The organism is Streptomyces sp. NPDC001093, assembly GCF_040298985.1.
GTDB lineage: Bacteria > Actinomycetota > Actinomycetes > Streptomycetales > Streptomycetaceae > Streptomyces.
Map to the genome: position 1 here is coordinate 1 of NZ_JBEPBF010000201.1, position 12,291 is coordinate 12,291.

The window sequence follows — 12,291 nt, forward strand, 5'->3', positions numbered from 1 at the left end:
CGTGCGGCCCGGGCGGCGGGCCCCCCCGGGCCTCTCTCGGCCCCGTTCACCCCCCCCTATCCCCCGGCGGGGCGGCCCCCCCGGGGGTTGCCGCCCCGGGGGCGGGGGGCCCCCCGCCGCACCGCAACGCGTGCCTATGGCAGCGCCCCGGTTGCCGTCGAGGCTTTGCTCTGCGGGCGGGCGGTCTGCCGCGCACCGGCGGATCCGTGCGTGCTCGTGGGGCGGGCCCGGAGTCTGGCTGCCACCATGGCGGCGAACACGACAGCCCAGAACACCACGGCGATCCAGACCTCCCAGCGGCCCACGCTCGTCATCCACGAGGTTGCGGTCGCGCGTCCCAGCTCATGCGTGGTGACCGCATACATGCCGACCGGGAAGACGAGGTTCCACCAGCCGAGCTCGTAGCGCAGCGGGATACGGCGCAGCGCGTGCCGCCAAACGCCCAGAGCCAGCAGGAGCGGAATCAGCCAGCTTGAGAACGCCCACAGGACGACGGACGTCCCGATGACGAGCGGGCGCGACAACATCGCGGTGCCTGGATGGAGTGCGATCAGCCGGACTCCGGCGAGTACGGCGATCGCCGCCGCCCCCATGAAGATCCATACGGACGTCATGAGGCCTTCCGGCTGCACCGGCCGGGCCAGCAGCCGGGCCAGGACCAGCGCGGCGGTCAGCAGGTACTGCATCAGGCCGACGGCCCAGCACACCACTGCCAGGACGGCCAGTGCGTGTCCCGAGGTCACCCGGGCCAGCGATGCCGCCGCGACCGCCACCGACTCCGATCCCACCGACCACAGGAACCAGGTGCCGTTCACCTGGTCGAGCGAGGGGCCCCGCTTCAGCGTGGTGATGAGCGCGAGCGGGATGCCGTAGTCCAGCACCACCCACCCCAGCGTCCCGAACGCCAGGAACGCCCCGGCGACCGCGGTGTGTCCGGCCGGCACAAAGCGAGCAGCCAGCACGTTCGAGGAGATCGCGAGGGTGAGGAACGCGAAGGCACGCGGCCCGAGGAGATCCGCGACGAACCGCTCGCGCCGGCGCAGCAGCCGCCAGCCGTAGGCGGGCACCAGTACGGCATAACCGGCCAGGGCCACCCACAGCAGTACGGCGGAGGCGGTGTCGGCGCCGTTGACGTACAGGGCCGTGGAGACGATGCCGGTGCCCATCACGAACGCGAGTGCGCCCGCGTTGAGATTGGCCACCGCGGCGGAGACCGCCGCGCGATGTCCGGGCGGCCGGGAACCGGGAGCGGTGCGTCCGTGCTCGGGAAGGGCGGCATCCGGGCGCCGCTCATCGTGAGAGCCGGGTTCGGTGAGCCATTCGGCCAGGACCGCGGTATGGCTGTGGTCCATGTCCTGGGTGGAGGTCAGCAGGGTGAGGCTGCGGTGTTGGGCCAGGTCCCGAAGCCGGGCAGCTGCGTATTTGTGCCGTTGATCGCCCAGTTCGGTGAGATAGCGGCGGCGGAACTCACCGAACCGCTGGGGGTGGTGGCCGTACCAGCGCTGCAGCTCGATGGAGGGTGCGACCTCCCGCAGCCACTCGTCGAGCGGTGCGCCTTGCCGGCGCAGACCTTCCGGCCAGACCCGGTCGACCAGCACGCGCTCGCCGACCTCGCCGCCCTCGCTCGGCGTCTGCTCGTCGATTCTGCGGCAGATGATCTCGGACATGACGCATCCTCCGGCCGCTTTCGCAGTAGAAGCATTTTACTGGTATGCGACATTCATTGGCTTTTGGGTGCGGGGACGGTGCGGGGACCGGTGGGTACCGCGGTGACGGCCGCGCGGGCCAGGGTCTGGGTGACGGTGTGTGCGATCGCCTGAGCGGTCAGGCCTGCTTCCGCGAGGATCTCGGCCCGGGTGGCCTGCCGGGGAAGCCCGTCCGCCACGCCCACGGCACGTACCGGGGTGCGGATGCCGGCCTCCTGCAGGCCCTGGGCCACCGCTGTGCCCACTCCTCCGGCGCGCAGGCCGTCCTGGACCGTGACGACCAGGGCGTGCTCGGCGGCGAGCGCGGGCAGATCGCCGGGGAGCGGCTTGACCCACAGTGGGTCCACTGCGGTGACCTCCACCCCCTGCTCGGCGCAGAGCCCCGCCGCTTCGAGAGCGACCGAGGCTGTCGTTCCGACAGCGACCAGCAGGACGCCGCGGCCGGGGGCCTCGCGCAGGACGTCGACCGCGCTGGCGCGGCCGACCGCCGGGATCGCCGGGCCGACCGTGCCTCTCGGGTAGCGCAGGACGGTCGGCGCGTCGGTGATCGACACGGCCTCCCGCAACTGCCGCCGCAGCGTGCGCGCATCGCGGGGAGCCCCGGTACGCAGGCCGGGGACAGCTTGGAGCATCGCAAGATCCCACAGCCCGTTGTGGCTGGGGCCGTCGTCACCGGTGACTCCGGACCGGTCGAGGACCAGGGTCGCACCGAGCCGGTGCAGCGCGAGGTCCATCAGCACCTGGTCGAGGGCGCGGTTCAGGAACGTGCCGTACAGGGCGATCACTGGATGCAGGGCCGCCACGGCCATCCCGGCGGCCGAGGCGACCGCATGCTGCTCGGCGATCCCGACGTCGAAGAACCGTGCCGGGTAGCGTGCGGCGAAGTCGTTGAGACCGACGGAGCCGGGCATGGCCGCGGTGATCGCGACGACGTCCGGGTGCGCGTCGGCCAGTTCGACCAGTTCCCGGCCGAACACTGCCGTCCAGGTCAGGCCAGCGGGCCGCAGAGGGTGCCCGGTCTGCGGGTCGAGGATGCCGATGCCGTGCAGGTGGTCCTCCTCGTTCTGCTCGGCCGGCGCGTATCCGAGTCCCTTGCGCGTGATGCAGTGGACGACGACCGGGGCGCCATGGACCTTGGCCCGTTCCAGGGCTGCTTCCAGGGCGGTGATGTCGTGGCCGTCCACGGGCCCGAGGTAGTGCAGTCCCAGCTCGCAGAAGAGCGAGTGCGGCATCACGGCCTCCGCGTTGCCCCCTGCGAAGCCCGCTTTCAGGCCCTCCTTGATGCCTTACTTGGCCGCGTGCAGGGTCCGGTGCAGCGCCCGCCCTGGCGCTCCGGCACCGACGAGCGCCTGTCTGCCCCAGCCGGCCAGACGCTCGTAGCCGGCGTGGGTGCGCAGGGCCGCCAGGTGCCGGGCGAGTCCGCCCACGGTCGGTGCGTACGAGCGTCCGTTGTCGTTGACGACGATCACCACCGGCCGGTCCGGTGCCGCCGCGATGTTGTTGAGGGCCTCCCAGGCCAGCCCTTCGGTGAGTGCTCCGTCGCCGACGACGGCGACGATGTGCCGGTCCGACTCTCCTGCGAGCTGTGCGGCCTTGGCCATGCCATCGGCGTACGACAGGGCTACCGATGCGTGGGAGTGCTCGATGTGGTCGTGCGTGGCCTCCTCCCGGCTCGGGTATCCGGAAAGCCCGCCACGCGGCGCAGGCCGGAGAACTCACCGGCCCGACCCGTCACGATCTTGTGGACGTCCGCCTGGTGCCCGACGTCCCACAGCAGTCGGTCGCGCGGGCAGTCGAAGACCCGGTGCAGCGCCAGGGTCAGTTCCACGACGCCGAGGTTGGGCCCCAGATGGCCTCCCGTGGCCGCGACGTGGCGGACCAGGAAGTCGCGGATCTCCCCGGCCAGCCGGACCAGCTCTGGATGGCTCAGACCCCTCAAGTCCGCGGGCTGGTTGATGCGCGCCAGCAGGCTCATGCCGCTGCTCCTCCTCGATCCTGCCGTGGTGTCGACGGATACGCGCTGTGGGCAGCCGATGCGCACTGCGCGAGCCGCTGATCACTGGAAGGCCGATGTCACGAGAGCCTTCTGCTCCACGCCGTGCCGGCGGGCCGAGCCGGCCGCGGGCGCGGGCGACTCGGGCCGGCTCACGCACTCCACGGCGCGCCGGGTGAGCCGGTGCAGACGCGGCGCGAGGAACGACCACGCACCTTGGTTCTCCGGCTCCTCCTGCACCCACCGCACGTCCGCGGCCGCGGGGAAGCGGGCGAGTTCCGCCGCGAGTTCCTCGTCGGGGAACGGGTAGAGGCGCTCCACGCGGACGATCGCCGTGTCGGTCGAGCCCGCGGCGTGCCGGTGGGCGTCGAGGTCGTAGAAGACCTTGCCCGAGCACAGCAGCGCGCGCGAGACACGGGCCGGGTCCGTCGTGTCGTCCGGCAGGACCGGACGGAAGCCGCCCTGGGTGAACTCGGCCAGGGCGGAGACGGCCGCCTTCGACCGCAGCATCGACTTCGGGGTGAAGACCACCAGTGGCCTGCGGCCGTCCAGCGCCTGCTGCCTGAGCAGATGGAAGTAGTTGCCCGGCAGGGAGGGCATGGCCACGGTCATGTTGTCCTGCGCGCACAATTGCAGGAAGCGTTCGATCCGGGCGGAGGAGTGGTCGGGGCCCTGGCCCTCCAGGCCGTGGGGCAGCAGCATGGTCACTGCGGAGCGCTGGCCCCACTTCTGCTCGGACGAGGCGATGTACTCGTCGACGACCGTCTGCGCGCCGTTGGCGAAGTCACCGAACTGGGCCTCCCACAGCACCAGGGCTTCCGGACGGGCCTGCGCATAGCCGTACTCGAAGGCCAGCGCTGCCAGTTCGGACAGCATCGAGTCGTACGGTGCGAAGCTCGCGGCCTGCGGGCCGAGGGAGTTCAGCGGCGTGTGCTCCGCGCCGGTGCGCCGGTCGGTCAGTACGGCGTGGCGCTGGCCGAAGGTGCCGCGCCGGGAGTCCTGTCCGGCCAGCCGTACCGGGACGCCGTCCAGCAGCAGCGAACCGATCGCCAGTGTCTCCGCGGTGGCCCAGTCGACGGTGCCGGTGTCGAGCGTCGCCGTGCGCCGGTGGAGCTGCGGCAGGACACGCGGGTGCACGGTGAAGCCCTGCGGCAGGTCGGTCTGCGATGCGATGACCTGACGGGCCCTCGCCTCGTCGATCGCGGTCGCCGTGCGCTGGGTGGCCGCCTGTCCGGCGTCGGCGCAAGGAAGGTCTTCGGCCGGTGCGGGAGCGGGCAGCGCCCGGGTCTCGGCGAAGGCCCGTTCGAGGTGATCCTGGTAGTTGCGGCGGGCACTGTCCACCTGCCGCTCGCCGATGTCCCCGCGGCGTATGAGGGCCGCGGCGTACAGCGTGCGCACCGAAGCCTTGGCGTCGATGCGTTCGTACATCATTGGCTGCGTGATGGACGGGTCGTCGACCTCGCTGTGCCCGTGGCGCCGGTAGCAGACCAGATCGACCACGACGTCCTTGTGGAACGTCTGGCGATAGTCGAAGGCCATCCGTGCGACGCGGTCGACGGCTTCCGGGTCGTCGCCGTTGACGTGGAAGATCGGGGCCTCCACCATCCGTGCCACATGGGTGGCGTACGTGCTCGAACGGCCGTTGGCGGGCAGGGTGGTGAAGCCGACCTGGTTGTTGACGACCACGTGGACCGTCCCGCCCGTGCGGTAGCCCGGCAGTTGCGACATGTTCAGGGTCTCGGCGACCACGCCCTGGCCGGCGAAGGCCGCGTCGCCGTGGAGGACGACCGGCAGTACGGGGAAGGGCTCGCCCTGGTCCCCGGCCAGGTCCTGCTTGGCCCGCACCACGCCCTGGGTCACCGGCCCCACGATCTCCAGGTGCGAGGGGTTCGCCACGACCGAGACGGCGATGGTGCCGCCGTCCAGGGCACGGTGGACGCCCTCCGCGCCGAGGTGGTACTTCACGTCCCCCGAGCCCTGGACCGACCGGATGTCCACCGCGTCCTCGAACTCGTCGAATATCTGGCCGTAGGACTTGCCGATGATGCTGGCCAGGACGTTCAGCCGGCCGCGGTGCGCCATCCCGATGACGGCTTCTTGGACACCGTCTTCGATGGCGCGGAGCAACAGGGCGTCGAGCAGCACGATGGCCGACTCGCCGCCTTCGAGCGAGTACCGCTTCTGGCCCACGTACTTGGTCTGCAGGAACGTCTCGAAGGCCTCCGCGGCCCCCAACCGGTAGAGGATCCGCAGCTGTCCGGCACGGTCCGGGCGGCGCTGCGGGCCCTCGACGCGCTGCTGGATCCAGCGGCGTTCCGGGGCGTCCTGGATGTGCATGTACTCGAACCCGGCGGTGCGGCAGTAGAACTCCCGCAATGCGCCCAGCACTTCGTCGAGTGTCATCGTGGCGCGCCCGGCGAACCCGTCCACGGCGAAGTCCTCCGCCCGGTCCGAGTCGTCAAGTCCGAACGCGGCGATGTCGAGCTCCGGATGTGCTGCGGCCGGCCGGGCCATGAGCGGGTCCGTTCCGGCCATCAGATGCCCGCGCACGCGATACGCGTGGATGAGCGCCGCGACCCGGACCGCCTTGAGCGCCGCCTCGTCGGTGCCCTCGTGGTGTTGGGCTGAGGCGGTCAGGGAGGCCGCGGCGGCCGGGGACACCAGAGTGGCGAAGAAGTTCCTCCACGTCTCATCGACCGAGCCGGGGTCGTGGAGGTAACGCCGTCGCTGCTCGTCCACGACCCATTCGTTGAGCCCGAAGTCCAGCCCGTGAGACGCTGCTCGAGCGGTGTCTGATTGCGACGCCATGGCGCGAACGCCTTCTTTCCTCTGCGAAGCCTTGGGATGGCGGACGCGGCTACGGCGGTCGTCCGCCTGGGTGTCAGGTGTTCGAGGACTTCGCAACCGTTGCGGAGCCCGGCCCGTTCGACCGCGTCGCACTGACGACGCTAGGACGCCGGTAGTGCGGAGACGGATGGCCGGGCGCGCCACGACGGCCTCACATCAGGACATCGGACGGGTGACGGCCCGCTGCCTGCCGTCGTCGCATATTCGGACTGCGGGCGGGTGACGCCGTCCTGATCCGAGGGCTTCGTGTCCGTCCGGCCCGGGATCGGCGTCGTACGGAATGTGGTTGTGATGCTGCGGCCACGGGCTTGCGGCCGGAGAACCGACCCCTGGGAAGGAATATGATCGACGACGATTGGTCGGACACCACGCGGTGGCAGTTTCCAGGGGTCCTGCGGACCTTGGGTCTCGTGCACGGTGAATTGCGGGTGCGGCACGGACTGTCGCTCCATGACTACCTCATTCTCGGCGCGCTCGCCGAGGCCGCGAGCGGATCTGTGCCCGTAGCCAAGCTGGCGGCGTTCCTCCAGGAATCCGGGGACCGGATGTCCTACCTCCTCAGGGGGCTGCAGGCTGCCGGACTGATTGATCGCCATCGTCGTGCCGGAGACCGCAGGACGGTCGAGGCCACCCTGACCGACGCAGGACGCTCCAGGTTCGCCGCCGCCGAGACGACCGCGAAGGCGCTGATGCGCCAGCACCTCGGTCCGGGACTGGACACCCAGGAGCCGGCCGGCCGATCGTGTGACGTCACTTGATCTGCTCGTTTTCCACGCCACCGGCTGTGGTCGGCGGACGGCACCTGGGCGCGGCTTCTGCGGCGCATCCAGCCCGTGGCCTACAGCGGGCGAGATCGACTGCGACGTCCTTGATCAGCGTTTCCCATTCCATTCAGCGGCATCTGCCGGCTCCGTGTCAGGCTCCACGAACGGGCATTCAAACCGCCCATCTGCTCACGCCGGGCATTGAGGGAGCCGGCGGCTGCTTCGATGCCCTGTCCCTGTCCCTGTCCCTGTCCGGCGCCGGTACCGCGCTGGTGATCGGCGAAGTCGCCGGACAGGGCATCCACGCGTACGCCTCCCAGGGCATCCGCGTCAACACCGTGGCGCTCGGTGTCATCCGCACCCCGATGCACCCGGTCGAAACCCACGAAGCCCTGGCCGGCATGCGCCCGCTCGGGCGCATGGGCGAGATCGACGACGTCGTCGAAGCGATCGTCTATCTCGAGCAGGCCCCTTTGGTCACCGGCGAGATCCTGCATGTCGACGGCGGTCAGAGCGCCGGACACCGAGCACCGCTGCCGCCGTGCGCCGCCTGCGCCGGACAAGACGTTCCGCAACACGCCCACAGGCGACGGCGCGGTCTACGGCAGCTGGGTGTGACACCTGGACCTGGTGCGTTCCGGGCCAGTTTCCGCACGACCGGCGTGGGCACTTCCGAGGCGGGCTCGGCGTAGTCCGTGACGGTTGTGCTGGTCGCCGGTGGAAGACCGCGGAGGCGGGAGGGCCCTGATCGATGGCGGCCCGGAGGGAGGAAGCCCATACCTGAGAAGAACCACGCCGCGGTCGCGGTCACCGGAGTGACACCATCGGCCCGCGGGCCCAGGGCTTCGCACGCTACGACTCGACTCCTGATGCCTAGGCTGTGGCCGCGGTGCGGTAGAACTCGGCCGCGGTGACGGTGGCAGGGACGCCGAGTTCGGCGGCGACCGCGGTGATCGCCTTGTCGCCGACAGCGAGATCGGCCTGGCCGTCCGTGGTGAAGTACGGCGCGATGAACGTGTCGTAGTGGGCTCGGGCCTCTTCCGCGGTCTGTCCGCCGAGGAACGTCTGCATGTGGCGCACCGTGGTGTCGGGGTCGTCGTGGATCACCTGAAGGGCGCGGCGGTGGGCTCGTACGACGGCCTGGACCGCAGGGTCGTCCGGAGAGATGTAGGTGGGGTCGACGGCCACGCCCACGGTGGGGATCTGGAAGTGGTCGCCGACCCAGGCCGGCACCTGCCAGCCGTGCTCGGCGGCCACCGCCTCCGGTGCCATGGTGCTGCCGACGTAGGCGGCGTCGATGCTGCCGTCGTTGAGCCGGCGCAGATCCATGCCGTAGTCGCCGGGCGAGCGGACGATGGTCTTCACGTCACGGTCCGGGTCAAGGCCGGCCTTTCGCAGCACGATCCGGGCGAATGCGCCGGGCGGGGTGTGCGGGGCGTGGACCGCCAGCCGTCGCCCGGCCAGGTCTGCCAGGGAGGTCAGGCCGGGGCGGGCGAGGAACCAGAACAGCGGGCGGTGGGTGTTGACACTGAGTGCGACCCACGGGGTGCCGTCAGTCAGTCGTGACAGCAGTGCCCGGCCGAGCCCGATGGTGGCGCAGCGGCGCAGCCGTTCCACGTCCCAGGTGCAGCCGTCGCGCAGCGCGACGTGGACACCCTCCTCGGCGTAGTAGTCCTGCTGGTCGGCGATGTACGCGGCCAGCTCCTCGTGCAGGCCTCGTCCGACGTAGGCCAGGTCGATCGTGTGCATGAACGTCTTTCCTTGATCGTTGAAGGGCTCGGCCGCGTGTGCGGAGGTCAGCGGGGCGTCAGTACATGGCCAAGCCGCCGTTGACCGCGGCCGTGGTACCGGTCATGAAGGAGTTGTCCTCGGCGGCGTAGAAGGCGACCGCCTGGGCGACATCGGCCGGGTAGGCCAGGCGGCCCAAGGGGGTGGCGGCCACCTGCCGCTGCCTCGTCGCGTCGTCGAGCACGGCATCGGCGGTGCGGGACTCCACCGGGCCGGGCGAGACGACGTTGACCGTGATGCCCTGCGGGCCGAGTTCCTGGGCGAGATACCGGGCGAACTGCTCGAGTGCGGCCTTGGAAACGCCCAGCGCGATCATGCCCGCCCGAGGCAGGCGGCTGAGTCCGGTGCCGATGTAGATGAGGCGTCCCCACCCTCGATCGGTCATCGTGGGCAGTACGGCTTTGGTGACCGCGAACGCCGCGTGCATCTCGGCGTCGATCTTGCCGCCCAGTTCTTCCCACGTCATGTCCTGGAACGGCTTGACCGCATATGGGATGAGCGCGTTGTGCACGAGCACGTCGATGCCGCCCCAAGCCGCCTGGACCTGTCCGACCATGCTCTCGACGGCCGCCTCCTCGCGTACGTCGGCCTGCATGGCCATGGCCTGGCCGCTTGCGGCCTCGATGTCGGCCACGACCTCCTCGGCCGCCTTGGTGTTGCGGAGGTAGTTGACCACCACGCGCATTCCTCGCGCTGCCAGAAGTTGCGCTGTGGCCGCGCCGATTCCGCTGCTGGCCCCCGTCACCAATGCCACCCTGTCGGTTGTCCCGGTCATGGGTCCACCTCCTTCTCGTCGTCGCGGGCCGTCGGGATGACCGCCCGGGGTTGTTCGTCGTCGATGCCCTGGCCTGTCGGGCGGATCGCCCCGTACAGCACGGTGTCGACGGTCGCCCGCAGCAGATCGGCCGCGGTCCAGTCCAGATCGCGCGGCAACTCCGACATGAGCAGCCGCTCCAACGCGCCGCGGGTGATCTCACTCAGCAGCTCGGGCGGCGCCGGCAGCAAGCCCTGCCGGTGTCCCTCCCGGAACAGCTCGTCGAGCCGCTGGTAGACCACCGCGTCCACACGCTGCTCCACGTACTGGCGCAGCATCGCGTCGCCCCGCCCCGTCGCGAGCTGAGGCGCGCCGATCCGCCCGAGCTCACTGCCCGCCGCGATCAGGAACCGCTGCACCCGCACACCGAACGGCTGCCCTTCCGCGTCCTCGGTCGCCGCCACCAGCGTGCGCTCCACCGCGGCGAACTGGCGGTCCAGCACCGCGGCCAGCAGGCTGCGCTTGTCCGGGAAATGACGGTAGATCGTCTTCTTGCTCATCCCGAGCTCACGAGCGAGATCGTCCATGCTCACCCGCGCGAAACCCGACCCGAAGAACAGCCGGCCGGCCGCCTCCACGATCACGTCCGCACGCCGCTCGTCACTGGTGGAAACTCGAGAAACTGGATTAGTTTCCATAGTTCCCATCGTTGCCCTCCGTCTCTTCGCTGTCAAGGCATGCCGTACGTCCCAAGTGCCTGCCGGCGAGGTCTGGCCGGGGGCGCGCTACCCGGCGGTGGCGAGCCCGATGAGCAGCAGGGCGATGTCGTCCGTCCGGGGCGCGGTCTGCCGTGCATGGTCGATCAGGGTCGTGGCGAGCCGGTCCATGGGCTGGGTCGAGGCCCGGGCGAGCTGGGCGGCGAGCCCGGACATGGCGTCGTCCATGTCGACCCCGGGAGTCTCGACGAGGCCGTCGGTGTACAGGGCGAGGACGGTGCCGGGTGTCAGCGGGATCTCGGTGGGGGGATAGTCCGCGTCGGGGTCGATGCCGAGCAGCACGCCGGGTCGGAGCGAAAGGACCTCGGCGTGGCCGTCCGGGTGACGCAGAACGGGCGGGGGATGGCCGGCGGTGGCGAGGACGGCCTGGCGGCGTGCGAGGTCGAGCTGGGCGTACAGGCAACTGACGAAGCGGCCCGGGTCCATGGCGACCAGCTGGCGGTTGGCCTGCGCGAGGGCCTGTGGGGGCGTGGCCCCCGAGGCGGCGTGGGAGCGGATGGCGGGGCGCACCCGGCCCATGAGCGCGGCGGCGGTGACGTTGTGGCCCTGGACGTCGCCGATGACCGCGGCTGCGGTGGTGTCGTCGACCCGGACCAGGTCGTAGAAGTCGCCGCCGATGTCCATGCCGCGGACGCTGGGCAGATAGCGGGCCGCCACATCCAGTCCAGGAAGGTCGGGCAGCGAGTCGGGGAGCAGGGCCGCCTGCAGGGTCTTGGCGAGTTCGTTGCTGGTGTCGTACAGGCGGGCCCGTTCCAGCGCCTGCGCGATCAGTCCCGCGAGCGCGATGAAGACGACCCGCTGCTGGTCGGGAAAGGGGTGGGGCCGGTCGAAGGCGAACACGCACGAGCCCACCGGACGCCCGGAGGCGATCAGCGGCAGAAACGCCCAGGCATGCAGACCCTTCTGATGCGGGGCGGGCGGGTAGGCCCGGGACAGCTCGTCGAAGGAGGCGAAGAAGCTGGGCACGCCGGTGGCGAGGACCCGGACCGCGGGTGCCGGGTGGGTCAGCGGCACGCCGTCGAAGTGTTCGAGCAGCGAGGGGTTGTAGCCGCTGCGGCCGATGACCCGCATTCTGCCGTCCTCGGCCGCGAGCAGGGCGACGGTCCGGGCTCCGAACGCCGGCAGCATCTCCTCGGTGACCAGATCGACCACGTCTGAGACGCCCACGGTTTCCGAGAGGGCGGCGGCCAGGTGCAGCACCCGGTAGATCTCGCCCAAGCGGATCGGCTCGCCCCGGAACGTCTCCGTCATGGTGGGCCCCGGCTGCGAGTCCCCGCCCGGACCGGTCGGCGATATGCGGACGCTCACCCCCGAGCCGTCGGGATAGAGCTCGAACGCGAGCCACTGGTCCGGCGGGCGCATGGCGGTGTAGTAGCCGGGCTTCCGGCTGACCACGGTGGCGCGGAAGTGGTCCTCGAAGGCCGGGTCGGTGCACCAGGGCAAGGACTGCCAGGGACGCGTGCCGATCAGATCGTCGGGGCTGCTCGCGCCCAGTAGGGCGGCGGCGGTGGCACTGACGTAGGTGAACCTGCCCTGGAGGTCGAGGGAGCAACTGCCCCAGGGCAGCCGCTCGACGAGGTCGGCCGCGGCGAGTGCCTCGGCCGGCCCCCGCTTGCCGGCGGGCGGCTGCACCAGGGTGCGGGGTGTGGGTCCCGGGCCGACG

The 12,291-nt window shown here is 70.8% G+C and carries 7 protein-coding genes and 2 pseudogenes; 2 read left to right on the forward strand and 7 right to left on the reverse strand.

Annotated elements, in window-relative coordinates:
* Nucleotides 1–134: 134 nt before the first annotated feature.
* The 3 genes and pseudogenes from ABT288_RS47015 to ABT288_RS47025 all read right to left on the reverse strand — a co-directional run bounded on the left by ABT288_RS47015 (nt 135) and on the right by ABT288_RS47025 (nt 6,507).
* Nucleotides 135–1,667: an SLAC1 family transporter gene (locus ABT288_RS47015; protein ID WP_351622382.1), complete on the reverse strand. Its 1,533-nt coding sequence runs from the start codon at nt 1,665–1,667 to the stop codon at nt 135–137.
* 53 nt (nt 1,668–1,720) lie between these two features.
* Nucleotides 1,721–3,681: pseudogene (gene dxs / locus ABT288_RS47020) on the reverse strand (1-deoxy-D-xylulose-5-phosphate synthase).
* A gap of 81 nt (nt 3,682–3,762) precedes the next feature.
* Nucleotides 3,763–6,507 carry a multifunctional oxoglutarate decarboxylase/oxoglutarate dehydrogenase thiamine pyrophosphate-binding subunit/dihydrolipoyllysine-residue succinyltransferase subunit gene (locus ABT288_RS47025; protein WP_351622385.1) on the reverse strand — a complete coding sequence of 915 codons (2,745 nt, stop codon included), beginning with the start codon at nt 6,505–6,507 and terminating at the stop codon, nt 3,763–3,765.
* Between the two features lie 380 nt (nt 6,508–6,887).
* Here ABT288_RS47025 and ABT288_RS47030 point away from each other — a divergent pair, with 380 nt between their 5' ends.
* A complete protein-coding gene (locus ABT288_RS47030; RefSeq protein WP_351622388.1) occupies nt 6,888–7,304 on the forward strand; it encodes a MarR family winged helix-turn-helix transcriptional regulator in 417 nt (138 codons plus the stop codon).
* A gap of 314 nt (nt 7,305–7,618) precedes the next feature.
* Nucleotides 7,619–7,834: pseudogene (locus ABT288_RS47035) on the forward strand (SDR family oxidoreductase); the annotation flags it as partial.
* Nucleotides 7,835–8,183: 349 nt separating this feature from the next.
* Here ABT288_RS47035 and ABT288_RS47040 read toward each other — a convergent pair.
* The 4 genes from ABT288_RS47040 to ABT288_RS47055 form a co-directional block, all read right to left on the reverse strand.
* On the reverse strand, nt 8,184–9,059 hold the full coding sequence (locus tag ABT288_RS47040; RefSeq protein ID WP_351622391.1) for an ABC transporter substrate-binding protein: 876 nt from the start codon (nt 9,057–9,059) through the stop codon (nt 8,184–8,186).
* Between the two features lie 58 nt (nt 9,060–9,117).
* Nucleotides 9,118–9,873, reverse strand: a complete 756-nt coding sequence (locus tag ABT288_RS47045) for an SDR family NAD(P)-dependent oxidoreductase (protein WP_351622394.1) — start codon at nt 9,871–9,873, stop codon at nt 9,118–9,120.
* Complete coding sequence (locus ABT288_RS47050) at nt 9,870–10,496, reverse strand: TetR/AcrR family transcriptional regulator (protein WP_351622397.1); 627 nt, start codon at nt 10,494–10,496, stop codon at nt 9,870–9,872. Before ABT288_RS47050 ends, ABT288_RS47045 begins: the two co-directional genes overlap by 4 nt.
* 141 nt (nt 10,497–10,637) lie before the next feature.
* A partial coding sequence (locus ABT288_RS47055; protein ID WP_351622399.1) for a SpoIIE family protein phosphatase occupies nt 10,638–12,291 on the reverse strand: 1,654 nt, incomplete at its 5' end.